Raw genomic sequence first — 19,521 nt, 5'->3', positions numbered from 1 at the left:
CGGACAAATGCACGAGACGACGATCATTTCCGGATTCGGCTCCGCATGGCGCGGCATCATTGCTGCAACAATCGCATTCGCTGCAGCCATGACGGCCAGTCCCTCCGTCCTTGCTCAGCAGGAGGAGATTGTCGCGCGTGTCGACGGCCAGGACATCACAGCGTCGGAACTGGCGGTTGCCGAAGAGATGTACGCGCAGCAACTGGGCTCCATGCCGGAAGATGCGAAGCGCTCGGTTCTCGTCGACGCGCTGATAGACCTGCGCATCGTCGCAAACGAAGCGCGAGAAAAGGGAATTGCCGGGGACGAATCCTTCAAGCGCAGAATGGCGTTCCTCGAACAGCAAACGCTACGTTCCGTTTTCATCAGCGATCAGATCTTCGCGTCTGTAACGGAAGAGGCGGTGAGGACCGCCTACGAGGCGCAAGTCGCGCGCATGCCCCGCGTTGAGGAAACGCGGATTCGGCACATCCTGCTGGATACCAAAGAGGCTGCGGCCGCGGTCATCGAGGCGCTGAACACCGGCGAGGACTTCGCCGTTCTCGCGCGCGCAAGATCCGGGGACACGGTCTCGAAGCCGAAAGGGGGTGATCTGGGTTTCGTCGCGGCCGGCCAGTCGCTTCCGGAGATCGACGCCGCCGCCGCGAAACTGCAGGTCGATGAATACACCGCCGAGCCGGTCCGCAGTTCCTTCGGCTACCATGTGCTGAAGGTGGAAGAGAGGCGGCAGCAGCCGGCGCCGGAGTTCGAAACCGTCGCACCTCAGATTCGTCAATCGCTTCAGGCGGCGGAGCAGCAGCGCATCATCGGGGAGCTTCGGGCAGAAGCCGAAGTCGAAAAGCTGGTGCCAGACGTGACGCCGCCAGCCGCGGACGACGGTCACGACCACTAACCACATTTCATTGGCGGTTCCAGGGGGACATCATGCTCAATCGAAGGCAATTCCTGCTCACCTCTTTCGCGCTGTTCGCCGCCGTGCAGGGCGCGGCAGCGCATCCGGAAACAGGGCCTGCGCTTGACCCGCAATTCCTGCCACAACAGGTCGATTTCACACGGGAATATCCTGTCGGTACGATCGTGGTCGATACGGCGAACCGCTTCCTCTATCTGATCGAGTCGAAGAATATCGCTCGACGCTACGGGATAGGGGTCGGCCGGGCGGGTCTCGCCTTTTCCGGCACTGCCGAGATCGGCCGCAAGGCGAAGTGGCCCAGTTGGCGTCCGACCGACAACATGATCAGACGCAATCCCGGAAAATATGCGCGATTTGCGGATGGTGTACCGGGCGGCCCGAACAATCCGCTCGGCTCACGTGCACTGTACCTCTATCGCGACGGCCAGGACACTTTGTACCGCATCCATGGCACGACCGAACCGTCGTCGATCGGTAAAGCCGTGTCAAACGGGTGTTTCCGAATGCTGAACGAACATGTCGAAGACCTGTTCGAGCGCGTCCCGGTTGGAGCAAAGGTTGTTGTCGATTGACAAAGCCTCCTTTCGTGCTGGTTGTAGGTGCCGGTCAGGCGGGGCTCGCTGCTGGCTACCACTTGCGCAGGGCAGGCATTCCGTTCGTTATCGTCGACGGCAACGACCGCGTCGGAGACAGCTGGCGCAGGAGATATGCGTCGCTGACGCTGTTCACGCCGCGGCAGTTCAGCGAGCTGCCGGGAGCGACTATTCCAGGCAACCGCGAACTCTATCCGACCCGCGACGAGTTCGCCGACTACCTTGAAGCGTATGCGGGTCTGTTCAATCTGCCGTTGCGGCTGAATTCACGCGTCGTCAGGCTGCAGCGGTCGCGTGATGGAGAGTTCAAGGCCACATTGGAGAGCGGTGAGGACTTGGCGGCTACGCATGTCGTCATCGCGACGGGCGGATTTCAGATCCCGGTGATTCCCAAGATCGCCGCAGGCTTCGGGAGTGCGGTGACGCAGTTGACTGTCGAGACCTATCGCGATCCGTCCTCGGTGCCCGACGGGGTGGTCCTGATCGTTGGTGACGGCGCAAGCGGGCGTGACATTGCCGCCGAGCTTGCCTCCAAACGCCCAACCTTGCTTGCGGCAGGGAAGCCGCGCAAACTGTTCCCGGAGCGCTTTCTGGGAAAGAGCATCTGGTGGTGGCTCCATTGGTCCGGCCTCATGCGTGCGCCAGCGGACTCGGCTGTCGGGCGGCTGATGCGCCGGACCGATCCGTTTCCCGATCGCGAGCGCAACATCGACAGCCTCGCTCGCAAGGGCGTTCGACTGATGCCCCGTCTCACGGAAGCTGCGGGAACGAGCGCGAGATTTTCTGACGCAGGCGAGGCTGAAATTGGCTCCGTCATCTGGGCGGTAGGCTACCGCGACGATAGCGACTGGGTGCAGATTCCGGCCGCCAAGAACCCGGACGGCTCCTTCGCCCACACGAACGGCGTGTCGCCAGTTCCGAACTTGTTCTTCGTGGGCAGACCATGGCAGCAAAATCGCGCTTCGGCCCTCATCATGGGCGCCGGTCCCGGTGCTGGCGCCATCGTGAAACTGATTTCCGAACGGATATAGTCGCCAGATTTCCGGCGGACCGCGGTTATGCGTGAACAGCTCTCACTAATTTAATGTCCACCCTCTTCTTCAATGATAACTTTGACCGGCAGCTTACCGGCATCCCCGAAATCCAGGATCAACTCGAAGCTGTCGCCTTGCTCGATGGAGTCGCGGATTCCGGACAACCAGATGTGTTCTCGCCACGCGGCAAGTGACACGGGCTTGTTTGGACGCAATTCGATGAATTCGAGCCAGTTTATTTCACCGTCCTTTGAAATGCGAAAGCCAACATCCTCAGCCAGTGGGCTCGAGGCCCCGACGAGCCGCGCGCTCTTGCCGCCACGATTGAGGACTGGGCCGTACACCGCGATACCCCCGGCACCCTCCTCGGATGGGGATGCCCAGACATGACCGACCGCGATATCGTCTANACTCCATCGCCGTCATCTAATCGTCCTCCGGTCCTCTGGCGCCTGGCCCGAAAACCGGCACAGAAACCGTGATCGGAGATGCATTCGCAAAACGCAGCGTAAGCGTGAATGTCTCTCCCTTCTCAATCGGCCGCTCCAGATCCATGAGCATGACATGATACCCGCCCGGCTCCATTCGAACGCTCCCACCGGCGGGCACCTCGATTGGTCCGGCCGGCACCATCTTCATGACATCGCCTTGCTTGACCGTGCGGTGAACCTCCGCGCGGCCTGCCACGGGAGTCTCCAGCGCAACGAGAGTGGCGGGGCGATCATCCTTGTTCAGGATGGTCACGTAGGCAGCGGCAGGTCGCGAGGCCAGGATGGAGGCGCGCGCCCACGGCTGCTGGACGGAGATGGTGGCTCCATCCTGCCCCCAGGCCGGAATCACAAACACGAGCACAAACAAGCTCATCAACCCGATAGGATACGTGCGCACAGTCAGGTCTCCCCACCCACACCGCCGAATCTGGCAATGGCCTCGCGGATCGTCTCGGCCATCTCCTCCGGAGCGGTGCCGTAGCTGAAATGGGTGAGATACTCGCCCGATTTCGACATCAGATATGTATTGCCTTGATGGCTCACCAGGTATTCGCCGCTGCCCTGATAGGCTTCGCCCTCCATACCGACCTTCTCGTACGCCACCCGGTACGTCTCCGCCATGGCGTCGACCTGATCAATCGTCCCGGTCAGTCCGGTAATCCGTTCATCGAATGCCTTTACATACTCAGCCATGACCGCCGGCGTGTCGCGCTCCGGATCGAGGCTTACGAAAAGATATGTCACGGCATCGGCATCGTTCTTCAACAGTTCGATCGTGCGGGCGATTTCGGCCAGCGTCGTCGGACATATGTCGGGACAGTTCGTGAAGCCAAAGAAGACAAGCCGCAGCTTTCCAGCGAAGTCGTCGTTGGTGACGGTCTCACCCGTGTGATCGACGAGCGAAAACTTTCCGCCTATGGGGACAGAACCCGGCTCGGCAAAGGTTTCCTGTTTCGGCTGGTTAGCCATCAAACCCTGCGACGTGCCGCGCATGACGTATGCGGCACCGAGGGCAACCGCCAGCACCAAAGCGACCGCGGCCAGAAAACCCGAGAGGACTCTCAAACCCCTGCTGTTCATCGTCTTGGCGCGTCGTTCTCGAATTCCACCGACCTGGCGCCATCCAGCCTTGCATCGGTTGCTTCCGAGCCAGCCTTCAGATCGCGAGCCGCGTCGATTTCCTCGCTCGACAAATCCTTTTGCCTGAAGAAGGTGTAGGAGAGCGTGACCTCACGGAACATTTTCGCGTTCTCGTCCTTCAGCATCTGCTCGTCGAGGTAGAGGACAAGCGGCATCCTCGCGCTCTCGCCCGGCCCGAGTTTCTCCTCCGTGAAGCAGAAGCACTCAATCTTGAAGAAGTACGGCGCCGTTGGGTACGGGGTGACATTGAACGTCGCACGCGCGACGATCGTTTCGTCGGACTTGTTCTCGGCGTAGTAGTAGACCTTTGTCGGCTCCCCAAAGCGAGTTTCGACGCTTCGCTGCTCCGGTCGAAACTCCCAGGGCAGACCTGGCGCAACATTGGCGTCGAAACGAACTGTGACCGTTTTATCCCTGATTGCCGCAGTCGGCTGCTTCGCAACAGCGCGCTGCACGGTTCCACCGTAGCCTGTCAGGTCGCAGAACATCCGATAGAGGGTTGGGGAATAGGCTACCAGAGTGGTCATGGCCGCAAGTACCGTCCCAGTGAGGAGGAGCACGCGCATATTCTTGAGGCGTAGGCTGTTCATCGTTTCTGTTTGCCGATCCGATCGTTCGGGATCATCTCGTGCCTCGCCATTCCTGACAACGCGACACCGCATCGCGTGCGGGATTGACGCAGCTGATTTGCGGTTCCACTCGCCGCTACGGGCCCGAAGAGGTGACTGTACAACCTCTAGCGGCTTCAGGTTCAAGGAATAACTGCAGCTCGTACCAAACTCGGCGATAGCCAATGGGTCCTTCGCGCGCACCCTGTCCGGCTGGCACTCTCGCAGCATCATATGTTTGCTATCGAGAATTCGCCGGGCGAGATGCGCCAATTCTGGTCTATGGGGCAAAGAGCTGATTTTGGCGACGTCAGAATTACAGGCCAGCTTGCCGAACGTGATCCGGTAGTGATTTTTGAGATCCCAGATCGCCGAGATAAGCGATGCTCAGCTCCAACCGCCGTTGTATGTCCGGTAAAAGATGTGGCTACCGATTTGCGTCATCTCTTCCATCCCATCAGCCCATTCAGGACTGACGTAGGTCGCATTGTAGTGCGTCGATGAGCCAACTTCCTGCAGGAATATCTTTCCCCCCGTCACGGCCATCGCCACTTCGCGGGCCGCACGATAGGCACGGCGGTTGATGATTCGCTCGGGAAGGCCGTCACAGGCGAACGAGAATTGGCATCGTTTATACCATCCAGCGTTCTGATAGACGACATTGCACACTTCATTGGGATATGTGGGGTTGCGCACTCTATTCAGGATCACTTGGGCTACCGCCGCCTGCCCTTTCAGGCTCTCTCCCCGGGCCTCGAAATATATGGCGGTCGACAGGCATTTTTGTTCTTCAGAAGTGAAGACGTTCGGCGGTAAAGGGTTCTTCATCCATTCGTGGTCCCCCTCAACAACGGGAGGCACGAACCGCCCATTCCGCTTAGTTCCGAGTAGAGCATCAAAGGGGGATGAAGGGTCGTGGAAGGGATCTGTTGGCGCGTACGCCGTCGCTAGGATATCCGCGCCATCATTGGTCACCAGATCGGCTAGCTTTGCCGGGACGCCTGCAAGCCGATCCATTTCCGCGTTGTGAAAAAGCATTCGCTTCGTAGGTCGCTTCGCGTCGCCCACATCAAACGGTGCGAGACGCTGCGCGTTGACCGCCAAGGGACGCAATCCTAAGCGAAGGCCCAATGCAACTTCGGCCAATTGGCGCTTACGTGCTCCAGCAGAGACCCTGTCCTGCTTATCGCCTCGTACCACGTGCGGCTCGTCGGAAACATGCCGAGCATGTGTCGGCTCTTTCTGCAAGGCGATTTCGTTCGGCATGATATGAGGAGAGCGCCCTTGCGGATTTCCCGCGGGATCAATGCCCGCCATGCTGATGACGAGCCAGATCAGGGCGAATAGGAATTTGGTGAGGATTCCCGAGGGGAAGCGTCGTTTTCGGCTGCGTCCCTGCATATTGCCCCTTCGAATGTGTCCCGAGCAGCCTGGATCGTTAACCTTAATGAGCCGTTAAATCAAAGTTCCCTTTCGCCGCAAGATAGGCAATTTATTTGGCCGCCGCCGCTCCTAGTGACCATGAGTGATACGGCCGACAACCATGGAATCGACGGCGCCTTCCAGACGTTCCTTCGTGAACATCGTCCCGGCGCGTGGCCGCAGCAGACGCAGCGCGTTGGCAACGACGAGCAACGACACGCCGACATCCGCTGCGATCGCGCCCCACATCGAGGCCATGCCGAAGGCGGTCAGGCCGACGAAGACGGCCTTGGTCGCCAGCGAGACACCGATGTTTTGGTGGATGATGGACATGGTGCGCCGCGAATGGCCGATTAGCCATGGCACTTTTCCGATGTCGTCAGTCATCAGCGCGATATCCGCCGTCTCGATCGCCGCGTCCGAACCAACCGCGCCCATAGCAATTCCGTAGTGCGCGCGGGCCATGGCCGGGGCGTCGTTCACCCCGTCACCGATCATCGCGACCATGTCGTGGCTCGCCACCAGTTCCGTAATGGCGGCAACCTTGTCTTCGGGCAGCAATTCGGCGCGAACCTCGTCGATGTCAACTTCGGCGGCGACGGCGCGGGCGGTGCGGTCGTTGTCGCCGGTAAGCATGACGATTTTCTTCACGCCCTGTTTGTGCAGTTGTGCAACGATGCCGCGTGCATCCGGCCGGATCCTGTCACGCAGTTCCAGCAGGCCCAGAACGCCGGAGTCGTCGCCGACGGCGACCATGGTGGCGCCCGCCCCTTCGATGCGGTCGCGCAGGTCGGCGGGGATTGCGGCGCCAAAGCTCTTTTCGGCGGCGAACCTGTCAGACCCGAGCCAGACGGTGCGGCCGTCGAATCGGCCTTCGATGCCACGGCCTGGCACGGTGCGGGTATCCTCGGCGGCGGTCACGTCCTTGCCTGCATGGGCGAGGATCGCCTGCGCGAGCGGATGCGACGACCTGGCCTCGAGCGACGCGGCAACGGCCACTAGGTCGGCTTCCGACGTGCCGCCCAGCGGATGCACGGCGGCCACTTCGGGCTTGCCTTCGGTGATCGTGCCGGTCTTGTCGAGCGCCAGCGCAGTGGTGCGTCCCGGCGCCTCGACGTAGGCGCCGCCCTTGATCAACACGCCCGCCCGTGCCGAGGCGGTGAGCGCCGCCACGATGGAGACCGGCGTCGAGATCACCAGCGCGCACGGGCAGGCGATGACCAGCAGCACGAGCGCGTTGTAGAACCAGTAGTTCCAGGCGCCGCCGAGAAGGAGCGGCGGCAGCAGCGCGATGGCGACGGCGGCCACCATCACTATCGGCGTATAGATGCGAGCAAATTTCGACACCCACTGCTCCACCGGCGCCCGGCGCGAATGCGCGTCGCCGACCATGCGGATGATCTTTGCCAGCGTGCTGTCCGATGCGGGTTTGGTAGCGCGCACCGTCAGCGTGCCCTCGCCGTTGATGGTACCGGCATAGACCTCGTCGCCTGCCTCCTTGGGGACCAGAGCGCTTTCGCCAGTGATCGGGGCCTGATCGACCGCACCCGCCCCTTCCGTCACCTCGCCGTCGAGCGGGATGCGGTCGCCGCCGCGCACTATGAATCGGTCACCCACGACGACCTCGGCCGCGGGCACGTCCGCCTCGGAGCCGTCGCTGCGGATCACCCGCGCCGTGGCTGGCGCCAGATCGAGAAGCGCCGCGACTGCGTTGCGCGCGCGCCCCACGCTCCAACTTTCGAGATAGAGCGACAGCGCAAAGAAGAAGGCGACGGTCGCGGCCTCGAAATATTCGCCCAGGCCGACGGCACCGGCGACGGCGACGACCATCAACAGGTTCATGTCGGGCGACAGGCGTCGGGCCGAAGACCATGCCTTGGGCGCGACCAGCCACACGCCGAAGATGATTGCCAAGCCGAACAGATCAGCTTCGGCCAGCGGCATCGGCGCCTCGCCATGGCTCGCAAAGAGGCCAAGCGCTCCACCCATGCCGGTCTCGACGATGTGCCAGAGAAAACCCGCCGCCCAGAACCCGCAACTTGCGGCCGTGAACCGCGCCTGCCGTTTCAGGTGAACTGCGCGATCGGCCTCCGCCCTGTCTGCGTTCCAGGGCCGCGCGCCCATGCCGGTGCCGACGACCGCCTTTATGATCTTGTCGTCGGAGGCGGGATTTGCCGTCTCCAGCACCGTCATCCGGCCGTTGATCACGTCGAAGGCCAAATGCTCGGCGCCGCCGACCACCGGTCCGACAACGCGGTTCAGGATCGCCACTTCTTCGGCGCAATCGAGACCATTGACCTGAAAGCTACGCCCGGCGGTACCCACCGGGCCCGTTGGCACATCGGCACCGCAGCACGCGACGCCATTCTCACGATCGTGGGAATGCACATGACCTTGCGGGTGAGAATGCCCACACTCGTGCCCCTGAGAACGTTCGTGGTCGTGTTGTTTTTCGGTCGGCATCGTTGTCTCCTGTCCCGCGTCGGCTGAGGTTGCGTTTCACCGTTCCGCGGTCGACTCTGATTGGTCCTTCCAAGATAGGACCTCTAGCAACTGTAGGTTCAAGACCCGATGCGAAGTTTTCAAGCGGTCTCAGATGAAGCGTCGAACGCGCCGCTTGTAGTCGCGGTAGGCGTCGCCGAGCCGCGCCTCAAGCCACGGTTCCTCGGAAAATGGGGCGATGAACGCGCTGATAATCGCCAAAAGCGCCGGCCATAATGCGAGCCAGGAATTGGCAGCAAGCACAAAGCCGGCGAAGACGAGGATGTCGCCGATGTATTGGGGATTGCGCGTGAACCGGTAGGGGCCGCCAGTCGCAAGATCGCCGGCGAGTCCGGTCGTCGGCCTTGAGCCGAGGGCGGCAACGCCCCACCAGGCCAGCGCATTGCCCAGAACCAGAAGGACGCCGCCGACGACCCGCCAAGGCCAGGCATCCAGGTCGAGGCTGCCGTAATCAGCGATACCAATGTAAAGCGTTGCGAAGATCAGCAGGCCGACCACCACCCACACCAGCCAGAACTGCCATCCCACCTGCGCGGAAGGAGGCGGCCACACACGCTGGGCCGGTTTCGCAATGGACCAGAACAGCAGCGCAACCAGTAGCGCCGCTGATGTGACAGCGATGAAGAAGACAATGGTGAGCATTTCGAGCCCCGCAAGAAATCATGCATGAGAATACGCTGCACCTGGAAGCCAGAACCGGGGCAGCCTTATGCATCGGTGCCGACTGTAGTTCCTATAGGGACTAGAAGATTCAAGAGTTGGAAGGCACGGCGGATTTTCAGTGGAAAGCGACCGACTGCCAGCAATCGCATCTGCGAAAGAGTACACCGCAACGAGCTATAGCTTCATGAAGGCTACACAGCGCAGCTTGGCGTGCAAATGTCACACGACTCCCGGCTGCGACGTACGGCCGGCATGCAGCGGCGGATCAATGCAGTGCGCCCACCAGTGGCGCATCGCCGTCGCGGATGCTCACCCACCGTCCAGTGTGATAGGTCGCCTGTCTCTTCAAAAACAGGTAGCCGGTCTCGTCCCAGGGGAGAATGTCATCAGTAAGATTGTCGAGTATGTAGTCGCCGACTTCCGTTCTGACGGTGAGGACGGCATGCCCCTCTCCGTTGGATTTCTTGAGAACTGTGAGCAGTAGGTTTGCGGGCGCAACGCCCTCATTCATCAGGACGCGGCGCTTTTGGAGCGCATAGTCCTCACAATCACCCCTGTCCGTCGGATAGGTCCAGAATTCGTCCTTGCCGTAGACGTCGCTGTCATACATCGGCTTGATCGCCTTGTTGATCGACCCTGATAGGTCGGCGAGACGTCGCCGAAAATCATTGCTCCACGCTACAGGACTGACGTCATTCGATCGTACTGAGCACTCCTTCGGCATGCGCTTGCACAGTTCATAGTGTCCGATCGGCTGAGAGGTCTGGCCTCCAGTCACCATTTGGCTCGGATGCGCCGAAGCCGGCCCCGATGAGGCTATACCGAACAATGCAACGAGGATCCCCAGCAATCTCTTGCTCGGCATCGTTTCCACCCCTTCGCCCGATTCGTTACCAATAAGTTAACAACGCAACGGGCGGCTGACCATTGCAGATAGGCCACAGTTCGGGATGCAATTTGCCTCGTCGGTGCAGCGGCAGGATTGCCCCTAATCTCCGGCTGATCGGCGCTTGCAAGGGGTCAAATGTGCATCCACTCACTGCACCGCAAAGTCAATTCGCCTCGCGGTATTCCGCGAATACCTGCACAGAGAATTTGGCTCGGGGAACAGCAATATTGCGCTCGGCGTTGGATGCGCTAGGCAAGCTACGGCGGCATCGGCTTCATGTGATGCCTCCAACAAATATGGAAAAGTCATTTCCAAGGGAGCGAGAGTGAACGATCTGTGGCTGGTCATCGGTCTTGCGCTGCTTCCGGGGCTGGGCAACCTAGCCGGGGGAATGGTGGCTGAGTTCGTCCGCACGACGCCGCGTCTTCTCAATCTCGCTCTGCACGCGGCGTCGGGCATCGTCATCGGCGTGGTCGCCATCGAGCTGATGCCCGAGGCGCTCGACAATCTTGCCGGCTGGTGGATCGCCGCCTCCTTCGCTGCAGGCGGCGCAGCCTATGTTGGAGCCGAGACATTGATCGAGCGGGTGACGTCGGGAGACGGCGGCAGCCCAATGTGGATGATCTATGTCGCCGTCGCGGTCGACCTTTCGGGAGACGGGTTGATGATTGGATCGGGCTCGGCGGTTGCGACGTCGCTCGCCATCGTCCTGGCCGCCGGGCAGGTGCTGGCGGATTTTCCCGAGGGCTATTCGGTGGTGGCGAATCTACGGGAGAAGAAGGTGTCGCGGGGCAGGCGAATTGCCGTCTCGTTCTCTTTCCCCGTCTATTGCCTCGGGGCGGCGCTGATCGCGTGGTTGCTTCTGCAGAACGCGCCGGACGCCGCCAAGTACGTCGCCCTGAGCTTCGTCGCCGGCCTTCTGACGGTCGCCGCCGTGGAAGATATGCTGGAGGAAGCGCATGAGGCCACAGGAGACACACGAAGTTCTACGCTTGCCTTCGTCTGCGGCTTTGCGCTTTTCGCGCTCGTCTCCGCCGGACTCGGCTCCCTCATCGGCAAGGACGGCTCGCAGGGGGAAAACACATCAGGAGTTTATACGTTGAAGGATCACATGATCCATGCCTCATGATCACAGCCACGCCCACATAGATCCGAAATCGGGGGACCGGCGGGTCTCCGTCGCCATTTGGGCGAATGGCCTCCTGACCGTCGCGCAGATCGTCGGCGGCATCATGGCTGGCAGTCTCGCGCTGATCGCCGACGCGCTGCATAACTTCTCCGACATGGCATCCCTCGTCATTGCCTTCGCAGCGCGCAAGATTGCGCGCCGCCCGGCCGACAAACGCATGACCTTCGGATATGGCCGCATCGAGATTGTCGCCGCCCTGATCAACTATACCACGCTCATACTCGTCGGCTTCTACCTGATCTATGAGGGCGGCATGCGGATGATCGAGCCTTCTGAGGTCCAGGGTTGGACCGTGGTGATCCTCGGCAGCATCGCTCTCGCAGTGGATACGCTGACAGCGCTGCTTACCTACTCGATGCAGAAAGGCAGCGTGAACATACGCGCGCTCTTCCTGCACAACCTGTCTGACGCGCTTGCATCGGTCGCCGTGATTATCGGCGGCTCCCTCATTATCCTTTACGACATGCGCTGGGTTGACCCCGCGATCACGATCGGTATCGCGCTCTACATCTTGTATCTTGCCTTCACCGAAATCGGTGGCCCAATCCGGACGCTGATGCTGGGGAGCCCGCCTGATATCGATAGCGACGCCGTGATCAACGCGGTGCGGAACGTCGCCGGGGTCCAGGACGTTCACCACGTGCATCTCTGGCAGATGCAGGAGCATGAGGCGGCGCTTGACTGCCACGTGGTCCTGACAGCGAAGGGCTGGAAGCGCATCGAATCTGTCAAGGCCGACATCAAGGAGCGCCTGAAGGGCCGCTTCGGCATCACCCATTCCAGCTTGGAATTCGAACGCGTCGATTCCGCCCACGATGACGCCGATCTCTACGGCCATGGCGGGGCGGCGGGAAAAGAGAACGACCATGTTCACCGAAACACTGACAACGCAGGATGACGTCGTGGGGATTGCCTGCGAAGGCAAGCTGACAGAAGACGACCTGAAACGGATGCACGCGCTGCTGCACGAACGGTTGCGATCGGAAGACAAGCCCGGCCTTGTCATCGACCTCACAGGAACCGAAGGTTACGAGGGGCTCGCCGCTCTACGCGAAGACCTGAAGATGGATGCGACGCACCGCAACGACTTTCGCCGTATCGCCGTCGTCGGCGACAGCAAGTGGATGGATTGGGGAACATCGCTGGCCGGGCTTCTGACGCGTTCCGAGATGCGCTGGTTCGGGCCCGGCGAGAAGGATGAGGCCGCCGAGTGGGCGCGCAGCGGCTGATTCAATCTGACATCAGTCGGCCCCGCCGGGCGGTCGCGGTCGATCCGGGTGCTCCTTGTTCTGCCTGATCACCCGATATCCGGCTGCCTGTTGTTGTCGGCGCGTCTGAGGATCGACTGGTTGCACGCGGCAGCGGAAACCGCGTCGGCATGACCGTCAAAAGTCGAACACCTCGTTCAGGAACGATTCCTTCTTCTTGCGGTACGGCTTACCGCCGTGCCCGTGACCTTGTTGGTGGGGCGCCTCTCGGCTTGGCAAAGGAGCCGACTGTGTCGCCGATCGCTCCATGAACTTGTCCAACTCGCCACGGTCAAGCCACACGCCGCGGCACTTCGGGCAATAATCGATCTCGACACCGCTGCGTTCGGGCATGACCAGTGTTTCATTGTCAACGGGACATTGCATGCGCTCGTATCTCCTGTTCTCGTTTCCGCTCTGAGGTCAATTCCGTTCCGAAACAACTTCTCGATCTCCCGATTCAACCAGGGTCTTTTCCGGGCCGTGCCCCGCGCTTGCACTGGGACAACTGCGATGCTAACTTGCAAATCGTTTGCATTTGCAGGAATGAAAGATGGGCGAGATCACCGATTGGTTCAGGGTAAAATTGAGCAGGCGCGGCGTGCTGGGCGCTGGTATCCTCGCGGCTGGGGGATCGGCCATTGCCGCCGCAGGCGCCGCGCAGCAGCCCGCCCCAGCGGAGCGTTCCAGCGGCTCGGGGCACGACGGATTGGGCTCAGCCGGTCACGGCCCGAGCCACGGCGCGATGATGACCGTCGGCGAGGTCGATGAGGAGCGCAACGGCTTCGACACCAGGAAGATGCTGACCGACTGGGAGACCGGCACCGTCTCGCGCCTGCCCGGCGGGCGGGTTCTGCGCACCTTCGAGATCGATGCCGTCGACAAGGAGATCGAGATCGCCCCCGGCGTCATGTTCCCGGCCTGGACCTATAACGGCCGGGTACCGGGGCCTGCGCTGCGCGCCACAGAAGGCGAGAGGCTGAAGATCGTCTTTCGTAACTTCGGCTCTCACCCACATTCGATCCACTGTCACAATATCCATTCCGCGCGCATGGACGGCATTCCGGGCGCCGGCGTGATCGCGCCGGGCGAGGAGTTCGTCTACGAGTTCGACGCCGTACCCTTCGGCTGCCACCTCTATCATTGCCATGCGCTGCCGCTAAAACGGCACATCCACAAGGGGCTCTACGGGCTCTTCGTCATCGACCCCGACCCCGCGCTTCACCCGGAACACACCGATGTCGCCCGGTCTCGCCTGCTCGGCACGCCGGAGAATGCGGAGTGGCAGGAACTGGCGATGGTGATGAACGCCTTCGACACCAATTTCGACGACGAGAATGAGGTCTATGCCGTCAACACGGTCGCGCATACCTACATGAAGCGGCCGATCCCGATACGGCGCGACAAGCCGGTGCGGGTCTACCTCGTGAACGCCGTCGAATTCGACCCGATCAACTCGCTCCACCTGCATGCCAACTTCTTCGACTACTACGATCACGGTACGACGCTGACGCCGACGCTTCGAACGGTCGATACGGTCATGCAGTGCCAGGCCCAGCGCGGCATTCTCGAGTTCTCCTTCAAGGACCACGAGCCGGGGCTCTATATGTTCCATGCGCACCAGTCGGAGTTTGCCGAGCTCGGCTGGATGAGCTTCTTCGATGTTCAGGAGGCCGTGGCATGAATGAAGCGCACCCCGTCACCGAAGCAGGATCGACTCCGGCCGAAGAAGCGCCGCGCTCCCGCGCGCCCCTCGTCTGGCTCGTTTTGCCGCTCGCCGTGCTGGCGCTTGCGGTTGCATGGCTTGTCGCGGCTGACCCGTTGAGAAGTTTCGACAACGGTGCGCCCCCCGTGGAGAACCTGACATTCGAGCGAACGGTCCTGTCGTCGGGCGGCATCGACTTACTCGTCCGCGCCGGCGGCTCGGAACCGATGACCATCGCCCAGGTCCTTGTCGACGATGCCTATTGGGAGTTTTCCCAGGATCCGTCAGGACCGCTCGCGCGCGGGGAGACCGCCTGGATCCATCTGCCCTATCCCTGGGTTCAGGGTGAAGCGCACGCGGTGAAGATCATCACCAATACCGGTGCAACCTTCGAGCACGAAATCCCGGTCGCCGTGCCGACGCCGGTGCCCACCACGGGAAGCCTCGTCAATCAGGCGCTCCTGGGCGCCTTTGTCGGCATCGTTCCCGTTGCGATCGGGCTTATGTTCTATCCGGCGCTGCGCGGCATCGGGCGCGGCGGCATGAACTTCCTTCTCGCCATGACCGTGGGCCTGCTGGTCTTCCTGATGATAGACGCCGGAGGGGAGGCATTCGAGCTTGCGGACGAAGCCGCGGCCATCTTCCAGGGCCAGGTGATGGTTGTTCTGGCGGCCGCGGCAAGCTTTCTGCTACTCATGGCGATCGGCCGCCGCGACGGCAGACCGGCCGGGCTGGCGCTCGCGACATTCATCGCCCTCGGCATCGGCCTGCACAATCTCGGCGAGGGCCTCGCCATTGGCGCGGCCTTCGCGTCTGGGGCGGCGGGTCTCGGTACCTTCCTGGTGCTCGGCTTCACGCTTCACAATATCACCGAGGGGATCGGGATTGCCGCCCCGATGCTAAAGGGGCGACCCGCTCTGTGGATATTTCCGGCGCTGACGCTGCTTGCCGGCGGCCCGGCGGTACTCGGGCTCTGGATCGGAAGCCTCGCCCATGCGCCGCAATGGTCGGCGCTGGCGCTGGCGATTGGGGCGGGCGCCATCCTTCAGGTCGTCATTGAGGTTGCCGCCTATCTCATGAAATCCGACGGGCGTGGCGTCGCGGCCCTGTCCTCGTGGCCTGTCCTGTCCGGAGCCGCCTTCGGGGTGGCGTTCATGTACGCCACGGCCATGCTGGTGAAGATTTGACTTGATCTAATTCCGGGTGTTCGGGGAAGCGGGAAAGTGGCAGTCGGGATCGACATGCCGTCATGAATCGTCCCATCCCCCGCTCAGGGCTCGCGCGGCCATTGCGGATGCAGATCGTCGATAACGAAAGCATGGGCGTGGCGCAGGCCGCCGCTGGGTATGCCCTCTTTCCAATGCGGGTCATCGGCAGGCAGTTCGGGATGTCTGTGCGGGATCGTCTCCTTGTCGGTCGCCGGCCAGAGAAGCAGCGCCGCCGCCAATGCTGCAGCGGCGATGACGGCAAGAACCAGGAATGTCGGGACCAGTCCAATTGTGGCGCCCAGCCAACCCGCCAACGGATAGGTAGCAAGCCAACAGGCATGCGACAGGGCAAATTGCGCGGCAAAAAGGGCCGGTCGATCCTCGGGATGCGAGGAGCGCCGCAGCAATCGGCCGGAAGGCGTTTGCGCGGTGGAATAGCCGATCCCGATCACGAACCAGAGCGGCAGAAGGACAGCAAAGCCTGGCACAACGGTTCCCGCAATGAGGCCTGCGATCATGACCGCGACGCCAGCGAGCATCGCTACACGGTCGGAGATGGTTTCGAGCAGCTTCGGCAGGGCAAGCGCCGCCAGCATCGACCCGCCACCGAAAGCCGCAAGCGCCAAGGCTGTCGATTGCTGAGAAAGACCGAATGCGCCTTGTACAATGACCACAGTGTTGACGATCACCATCGCACCGGCCGCGGCGACGGCCATGTTAATTGCCAGCAGGCCGCGCAACCGCGGTGTTGCCAGATAGATGCGCATCCCACGCGTGGTTCGTTCGTATATCGGCCGCGGCGTGGTCGGTTTCGGGCTGGGCAGCAAGACCGAGACAACCAGGGCGGCCGATGCGAGGAAGCCGATGACGGTGCCTGCAAACAACGTATGAAAGCTCATCAGCGTGAGCAGCAGCGCGGCCAGTATCGGACTCACGAGGCTTTCGAGATCGTAGGCCAGCCGCGAGAGGGACAAGGCGCGTGTATAGTCCTTCTCCTCGGGCAGAACATCGGGGATCGTCGCCTGAAATGTCGGGGTAAACGCCGCCGATGCCGATTGCAGCAGGAAAATCAGCACATAGATCTGCCAGACCTCGGTGACGAATGGCAATAACACCGCGATTGCCGCGCGCACCAGATCGAGGCTGACCAGCATGGCGCGCCGGGGAAGGCGTTCGGCGAACGCTGCCGCAACCGGCGCAACGCCGACATAAGCGATCATCTTGATGGCGAGCGCGGTACCCAGGACCGCCCCGGCATCGGCTCCTGCCAGATCGAATGCCAGCAACCCAAGCGCAACGGTTGCCAGTCCCGTGCCGATCAGGGCGATGACCTGTGCGCTGAAGAGATGCCGATAAGTGCGGTTCGCCAGGATTTCGAGCATCGGCGTTTCACAGATATTTCGTGATCGTCTTGAATTCGGCGATCGAGCGCTTCTGCACTTCCGGCAAGCCCTCCGCGGCTTCGCCGAGACAATGGTCGAGATGATCCCGGATCAGCGTTTTCTTGGCTTCGGCAATCGCTTTTTCGACGGCGTGAAGTTGCTGCGCGAGATCGAGGCATGGTCGACCGTCCTCAATCATGCCGATCACACTTTGCAGGTGACCACCGGCGCGTTTGAGACGCTTGACGATGGCCGGATGCGTGGAATGGAGAGCTGCTGACATGTTCAGACCATATCCTCCCTAGGGGGATATGGTCAAAGGCCACGGTAAGTCACTGGCCTCGACCGTTCAAGCCGTGTTGGCCGGCCAACAAGACACAACAAGCCAGTACCTCATGCCTCGCGACAATCAGTCTTGATTGGCGCAGCAATCGACACCGTTCTCCGAGCTCTGGACCGGCGGACAGGGAACATCACCATAGGAGCAGAACACGCAACAATCCCCGGGTCTGGGTTTGATCGTGTTTCCACAATTGTTGCATTCATAGAAATACTGACAGGCATCCGTCGGCATCGTCTCCGTCGCACGGTGCCCGCAAACCGGGCAGGTAATTATCGATACTGTCTTGAGAGCGCTGGTCACGGCCGTCACAAGATATGCTTTGCCGGATAACCGGCATTGGCTGAGGCGGCGGCAATGGCTTCAATGGTCGTCACGGACGGATCGAACACCACGGTCGCCGTCCTGGCATCGAAGTCGACCTCGACTTGTCTCACGCCTTCGACACCCTCCATCGCCTTTCTCACCGTGACGGGGCAGAGCGCGCAGGTCATGCCCGGCACGTCGAAGGTGGCGGTCTGTTGGGTCGCACCCGCTTGCGCGGCCGAAACGAGAATCGGCGAGGGGATCGAACCAATAAGGGGAAGACCGGACACACCGATAACCAGCAATCCCGCCGTAGCGATGAGAAGTCGTTTCATGTCAGTTCTCCTAATAGAAAAGCGGCGCCCACCAGTTGATGGTCAGCGCGACGACGACCAGAACCGTCGAAAGCCACAGGGCCGATTTGGTGATGAGGGCGGATTCGGGACGGGCGCAGTAGGATCCGTCCGCGCAGGCGGGCTTGGCCTTCAAATAGACCTGCCGGAACCCGAGCACGATGAAGACAAGCGCCACGCCGGCAAAGATCGGCTTGTAGGGCTCGAGCGCGGTCAGATTGCCGATCCAGGCACCCGACACGCCGAGCAACAACAGGACGAGCGGCGCGATACAGCAGGTTGACGCCAGAATCGCGCCGACGACACCGCCGGCGGCAAACCATTCCTTCTTTCGATCCGCCACGTGCGTCGGCGCATCCAGTGTCACGGTTTCAATTCCAGTCTCGATCATGCGGTTCATCCTCGAATTTCATTCCAGAGCAAGCTAAGGTCTGTAGCAACTACAGACTCAAGGAAGAATCCGAACAATGGCCGATCACGTTTCCGGGAAGCGATTACAGCGCGCCGAACTGGCAAGGCGCACGGGCTGCAATCTCGAAACCATCCGTTACTACGAGAAGACGGGCATGATACCCGATCCGCCGCGCACGGTGTCGGGTTACCGCGTCTACGACGAAGCCCACGTCGCGCGGCTGCGATTCATCCTGCGCGCCCGCGAGCTCGGCTTTTCCATCGACGAGATCCGCGGCCTGCTCGACCTCGTCGATGGCGGTACGCAGACCTGCGCCGAAGTGAAGGAACGGACAGAGCGACACCTCGCCGATATCCGGGCCAAGATCGCCGACCTGAAACGGATCGAGCAGGTGCTGGCGGCGACCGCCGCGCAGTGTTCCGGAGAGGATGTGCCGGAATGTCCCGTTCTGGAGGCGTTGGCATCGTGACGATGACGTTGGCGGTTTATGTCGGCGCGGCACTTGCGGAGATCGCCGGCTGTTTCACTTTCTGGGCCTGGCTGCGCCTGGATCGCTCGCCGCTCTGGCTCATTCCGGGCATGGCAAGTCTTGCCGTCTTCGCCTGGCTTCTGACGCGCATCGACAGCGACTTCGCCGGTCGTGCCTATGCAGCCTATGGCGGCGTCTACATTGCCGCATCGCTTGTCTGGCTCTGGGTAATCGAGTCCCAACGACCGGACCGCTGGGACGTCACAGGTGCTGCGGTATGTCTTCTGGGCGCCGCAATCATTCTGTGGGGCCCTCGATCCATTTGACGCTTGGAACCCAAATCGATGGCCAGCGCCGCCGGCCCAAGGAATTTAGGACTTCCTATAACCGCAGGTCCCGATCACATCGCGATAGGCATCGATCAGCGGACGATCGCTCGCGACAGAGCTCCCCCATTCATCGTCCAGTTTCTCCAGTGCTATGAGCATGGATTCGGCGATGTCCGGCCGGTTTTTCCGGCAGGCACATCTGAATGTTGATTTCCGCTGAGAGCTGACCCGGGATTTTCGTCGAGAAGTGACCCGCCTTCATGTATGGTTTGGGTCTCAGGTTGTGGTCAAGGGCGCGGCTTTCTCCTTCTTTTTGCCTGTGGCCT

At 61.4% G+C, this 19,521-nt stretch carries 25 protein-coding genes; 10 read left to right on the top strand and 15 right to left on the bottom strand.

What is annotated here, in order from left to right; genetic code table 11:
* The first annotated feature begins 7 nt into the window (after nucleotides 1–7).
* From C7T96_RS22050 to C7T96_RS22040, 3 genes are read left to right on the top strand one after another with little or no spacing between them, the layout of a single operon-like run.
* Complete coding sequence (locus C7T96_RS22050; protein WP_245414215.1) at nucleotides 8–892, top strand: peptidylprolyl isomerase; 885 nt, start codon at nucleotides 8–10, stop codon at nucleotides 890–892.
* A 32-nt stretch (nucleotides 893–924) separates the two neighbouring features.
* Complete coding sequence (locus tag C7T96_RS22045; RefSeq protein WP_106573420.1) at nucleotides 925–1,485, top strand: L,D-transpeptidase; 561 nt, start codon at nucleotides 925–927, stop codon at nucleotides 1,483–1,485.
* The gene (locus tag C7T96_RS22040; protein WP_106573419.1) at nucleotides 1,482–2,537 is read left to right on the top strand and encodes an NAD(P)/FAD-dependent oxidoreductase; all 1,056 of its coding nucleotides are present in this window, start codon (nucleotides 1,482–1,484) and stop codon (nucleotides 2,535–2,537) included. Before C7T96_RS22045 ends, C7T96_RS22040 begins: the two co-directional genes overlap by 4 nt.
* 50 nt (nucleotides 2,538–2,587) lie before the next feature.
* On the opposite strand, the gene C7T96_RS22035 is transcribed toward C7T96_RS22040, so the two are convergent.
* The 8 genes from C7T96_RS22035 to C7T96_RS22000 all read right to left on the bottom strand — a co-directional run bounded on the left by C7T96_RS22035 (nucleotide 2,588) and on the right by C7T96_RS22000 (nucleotide 10,231).
* Nucleotides 2,588–2,941, bottom strand: a complete 354-nt coding sequence (locus C7T96_RS22035; RefSeq protein WP_106573418.1) for a copper chaperone PCu(A)C — start codon at nucleotides 2,939–2,941, stop codon at nucleotides 2,588–2,590.
* 25 nt (nucleotides 2,942–2,966) lie between these two features.
* Nucleotides 2,967–3,428: a copper chaperone PCu(A)C gene (locus C7T96_RS22030; RefSeq protein ID WP_106573417.1), complete on the bottom strand. Its 462-nt coding sequence runs from the start codon at nucleotides 3,426–3,428 to the stop codon at nucleotides 2,967–2,969.
* Nucleotides 3,429–3,430: 2 nt separating this feature from the next.
* Nucleotides 3,431–4,111 carry an SCO family protein gene (locus tag C7T96_RS22025; RefSeq protein ID WP_106573416.1) on the bottom strand — a complete coding sequence of 227 codons (681 nt, stop codon included), beginning with the start codon at nucleotides 4,109–4,111 and terminating at the stop codon, nucleotides 3,431–3,433.
* Nucleotides 4,108–4,761 carry a cytochrome c oxidase assembly protein gene (locus C7T96_RS22020; protein ID WP_106573415.1) on the bottom strand — a complete coding sequence of 218 codons (654 nt, stop codon included), beginning with the start codon at nucleotides 4,759–4,761 and terminating at the stop codon, nucleotides 4,108–4,110. The genes C7T96_RS22025 and C7T96_RS22020 overlap by 4 nt, the downstream gene beginning before the upstream one ends.
* Before the next feature lie 405 nt (nucleotides 4,762–5,166).
* Nucleotides 5,167–6,180 (bottom strand): cell wall hydrolase, encoded by a 1,014-nt coding sequence (locus C7T96_RS22015; protein ID WP_106573414.1) that lies wholly within the window; start codon nucleotides 6,178–6,180, stop codon nucleotides 5,167–5,169.
* Between the two features lie 111 nt (nucleotides 6,181–6,291).
* A complete protein-coding gene (locus C7T96_RS22010; protein WP_199190549.1) occupies nucleotides 6,292–8,664 on the bottom strand; it encodes a cation-translocating P-type ATPase in 2,373 nt (790 codons plus the stop codon).
* 129 nt (nucleotides 8,665–8,793) lie between these two features.
* Complete coding sequence (locus C7T96_RS22005) at nucleotides 8,794–9,345, bottom strand: isoprenylcysteine carboxylmethyltransferase family protein (RefSeq protein WP_106573412.1); 552 nt, start codon at nucleotides 9,343–9,345, stop codon at nucleotides 8,794–8,796.
* Between the two features lie 286 nt (nucleotides 9,346–9,631).
* On the bottom strand, nucleotides 9,632–10,231 hold the full coding sequence (locus tag C7T96_RS22000) for a transglutaminase-like cysteine peptidase (RefSeq protein ID WP_106573411.1): 600 nt from the start codon (nucleotides 10,229–10,231) through the stop codon (nucleotides 9,632–9,634).
* Nucleotides 10,232–10,580: 349 nt separating this feature from the next.
* Here C7T96_RS22000 and C7T96_RS21995 point away from each other — a divergent pair, with 349 nt between their 5' ends.
* From C7T96_RS21995 to C7T96_RS21985, 3 genes are read left to right on the top strand one after another with little or no spacing between them, the layout of a single operon-like run.
* On the top strand, nucleotides 10,581–11,384 hold the full coding sequence (locus C7T96_RS21995; RefSeq protein WP_106573410.1) for a peptidoglycan-binding protein: 804 nt from the start codon (nucleotides 10,581–10,583) through the stop codon (nucleotides 11,382–11,384).
* Nucleotides 11,374–12,342: a cation diffusion facilitator family transporter gene (locus tag C7T96_RS21990; RefSeq protein WP_106573409.1), complete on the top strand. Its 969-nt coding sequence runs from the start codon at nucleotides 11,374–11,376 to the stop codon at nucleotides 12,340–12,342. Before C7T96_RS21995 ends, C7T96_RS21990 begins: the two co-directional genes overlap by 11 nt.
* Complete coding sequence (locus C7T96_RS21985) at nucleotides 12,311–12,673, top strand: STAS/SEC14 domain-containing protein (RefSeq protein ID WP_106573408.1); 363 nt, start codon at nucleotides 12,311–12,313, stop codon at nucleotides 12,671–12,673. Before C7T96_RS21990 ends, C7T96_RS21985 begins: the two co-directional genes overlap by 32 nt.
* Nucleotides 12,674–12,829: 156 nt before the next feature.
* Here the strand turns inward: C7T96_RS21985 and C7T96_RS21980 are convergent, their stop codons facing one another.
* Complete coding sequence (locus tag C7T96_RS21980) at nucleotides 12,830–13,078, bottom strand: zf-TFIIB domain-containing protein (protein ID WP_106573407.1); 249 nt, start codon at nucleotides 13,076–13,078, stop codon at nucleotides 12,830–12,832.
* A gap of 166 nt (nucleotides 13,079–13,244) precedes the next feature.
* On the opposite strand from C7T96_RS21980, the gene C7T96_RS21975 reads away from it, so the two are divergent.
* The gene (locus C7T96_RS21975; RefSeq protein WP_106573406.1) at nucleotides 13,245–14,375 is read left to right on the top strand and encodes a multicopper oxidase domain-containing protein; all 1,131 of its coding nucleotides are present in this window, start codon (nucleotides 13,245–13,247) and stop codon (nucleotides 14,373–14,375) included.
* Nucleotides 14,372–15,583, top strand: a complete 1,212-nt coding sequence (locus C7T96_RS21970; protein WP_106573405.1) for a metal transporter — start codon at nucleotides 14,372–14,374, stop codon at nucleotides 15,581–15,583. Before C7T96_RS21975 ends, C7T96_RS21970 begins: the two co-directional genes overlap by 4 nt.
* An 83-nt stretch (nucleotides 15,584–15,666) precedes the next feature.
* Here the strand turns inward: C7T96_RS21970 and C7T96_RS21965 are convergent, their stop codons facing one another.
* The 5 genes from C7T96_RS21965 to C7T96_RS21945 form a co-directional block, all read right to left on the bottom strand.
* Nucleotides 15,667–16,986: an MFS transporter gene (locus C7T96_RS21965; RefSeq protein ID WP_106573404.1), complete on the bottom strand. Its 1,320-nt coding sequence runs from the start codon at nucleotides 16,984–16,986 to the stop codon at nucleotides 15,667–15,669.
* A 7-nt stretch (nucleotides 16,987–16,993) separates the two neighbouring features.
* Nucleotides 16,994–17,269: a metal-sensing transcriptional repressor gene (locus tag C7T96_RS21960; protein WP_106573403.1), complete on the bottom strand. Its 276-nt coding sequence runs from the start codon at nucleotides 17,267–17,269 to the stop codon at nucleotides 16,994–16,996.
* A gap of 126 nt (nucleotides 17,270–17,395) precedes the next feature.
* On the bottom strand, nucleotides 17,396–17,629 hold the full coding sequence (locus C7T96_RS24505; protein WP_106573451.1) for a GDCCVxC domain-containing (seleno)protein: 234 nt from the start codon (nucleotides 17,627–17,629) through the stop codon (nucleotides 17,396–17,398).
* A gap of 5 nt (nucleotides 17,630–17,634) precedes the next feature.
* Nucleotides 17,635–17,967: a cation transporter gene (locus C7T96_RS21950; protein ID WP_106573402.1), complete on the bottom strand. Its 333-nt coding sequence runs from the start codon at nucleotides 17,965–17,967 to the stop codon at nucleotides 17,635–17,637.
* 10 nt (nucleotides 17,968–17,977) lie between these two features.
* Complete coding sequence (locus C7T96_RS21945; RefSeq protein ID WP_106573450.1) at nucleotides 17,978–18,376, bottom strand: mercuric transporter MerT family protein; 399 nt, start codon at nucleotides 18,374–18,376, stop codon at nucleotides 17,978–17,980.
* 76 nt (nucleotides 18,377–18,452) lie between these two features.
* Between C7T96_RS21945 and C7T96_RS21940 the strand changes: the two genes are divergently transcribed.
* Together C7T96_RS21940 and C7T96_RS21935 are read left to right on the top strand one after the other, a co-directional pair.
* Nucleotides 18,453–18,866 (top strand): helix-turn-helix domain-containing protein, encoded by a 414-nt coding sequence (locus C7T96_RS21940; protein ID WP_106573401.1) that lies wholly within the window; start codon nucleotides 18,453–18,455, stop codon nucleotides 18,864–18,866.
* A 2-nt stretch (nucleotides 18,867–18,868) separates the two neighbouring features.
* On the top strand, nucleotides 18,869–19,192 hold the full coding sequence (locus C7T96_RS21935) for a YnfA family protein (protein WP_106573400.1): 324 nt from the start codon (nucleotides 18,869–18,871) through the stop codon (nucleotides 19,190–19,192).
* 130 nt (nucleotides 19,193–19,322) lie between these two features.
* On the opposite strand, the gene C7T96_RS24285 is transcribed toward C7T96_RS21935, so the two are convergent.
* On the bottom strand, nucleotides 19,323–19,521 hold a 199-nt coding region (locus tag C7T96_RS24285; protein WP_210203189.1), incomplete at its 5' end, for a hypothetical protein.

Source organism: Nitratireductor sp. StC3 (assembly GCF_003015025.1).
GTDB classification, from domain to species: domain Bacteria; phylum Pseudomonadota; class Alphaproteobacteria; order Rhizobiales; family Rhizobiaceae; genus Mangrovimarina; species Mangrovimarina alexandrii.
The sequence above is the reverse complement of the archived record's forward strand: the minus strand, read 5'-3'. Positions and strand labels throughout refer to the sequence as shown.

Excerpts from the sequence above, each read along its gene's own strand:
- C7T96_RS21985 (WP_106573408.1), top strand. The coding sequence starts at position 12,311 with ATGTTCACCGAAACACTGACAACGCAGGATGACGTCGTGGGGATTGCC.
- C7T96_RS22005 (WP_106573412.1), bottom strand. The coding sequence starts at position 9,345 with ATGCTCACCATTGTCTTCTTCATCGCTGTCACATCAGCGGCGCTACTG.
- C7T96_RS21935 (WP_106573400.1), top strand. The coding sequence starts at position 18,869 with ATGACGTTGGCGGTTTATGTCGGCGCGGCACTTGCGGAGATCGCCGGC.
- C7T96_RS22050 (WP_245414215.1), top strand. The coding sequence starts at position 8 with ATGCACGAGACGACGATCATTTCCGGATTCGGCTCCGCATGGCGCGGC.
- C7T96_RS21980 (WP_106573407.1), bottom strand. The coding sequence starts at position 13,078 with ATGCAATGTCCCGTTGACAATGAAACACTGGTCATGCCCGAACGCAGC.
- C7T96_RS22025 (WP_106573416.1), bottom strand. The coding sequence starts at position 4,111 with ATGAACAGCAGGGGTTTGAGAGTCCTCTCGGGTTTTCTGGCCGCGGTC.
- C7T96_RS22000 (WP_106573411.1), bottom strand. The coding sequence starts at position 10,231 with ATGCCGAGCAAGAGATTGCTGGGGATCCTCGTTGCATTGTTCGGTATA.
- C7T96_RS21950 (WP_106573402.1), bottom strand. The coding sequence starts at position 17,967 with ATGAAACGACTTCTCATCGCTACGGCGGGATTGCTGGTTATCGGTGTG.
- C7T96_RS21975 (WP_106573406.1), top strand. The coding sequence starts at position 13,245 with ATGGGCGAGATCACCGATTGGTTCAGGGTAAAATTGAGCAGGCGCGGC.
- C7T96_RS22045 (WP_106573420.1), top strand. The coding sequence starts at position 925 with ATGCTCAATCGAAGGCAATTCCTGCTCACCTCTTTCGCGCTGTTCGCC.
- C7T96_RS22010 (WP_199190549.1), bottom strand. The coding sequence starts at position 8,664 with ATGCCGACCGAAAAACAACACGACCACGAACGTTCTCAGGGGCACGAG.
- C7T96_RS21940 (WP_106573401.1), top strand. The coding sequence starts at position 18,453 with ATGGCCGATCACGTTTCCGGGAAGCGATTACAGCGCGCCGAACTGGCA.
- C7T96_RS21970 (WP_106573405.1), top strand. The coding sequence starts at position 14,372 with ATGAATGAAGCGCACCCCGTCACCGAAGCAGGATCGACTCCGGCCGAA.
- C7T96_RS22015 (WP_106573414.1), bottom strand. The coding sequence starts at position 6,180 with ATGCAGGGACGCAGCCGAAAACGACGCTTCCCCTCGGGAATCCTCACC.
- C7T96_RS21945 (WP_106573450.1), bottom strand. The coding sequence starts at position 18,376 with ATGATCGAGACTGGAATTGAAACCGTGACACTGGATGCGCCGACGCAC.
- C7T96_RS22020 (WP_106573415.1), bottom strand. The coding sequence starts at position 4,761 with ATGAACAGCCTACGCCTCAAGAATATGCGCGTGCTCCTCCTCACTGGG.
- C7T96_RS21990 (WP_106573409.1), top strand. The coding sequence starts at position 11,374 with ATGCCTCATGATCACAGCCACGCCCACATAGATCCGAAATCGGGGGAC.
- C7T96_RS21965 (WP_106573404.1), bottom strand. The coding sequence starts at position 16,986 with ATGCTCGAAATCCTGGCGAACCGCACTTATCGGCATCTCTTCAGCGCA.
- C7T96_RS21960 (WP_106573403.1), bottom strand. The coding sequence starts at position 17,269 with ATGTCAGCAGCTCTCCATTCCACGCATCCGGCCATCGTCAAGCGTCTC.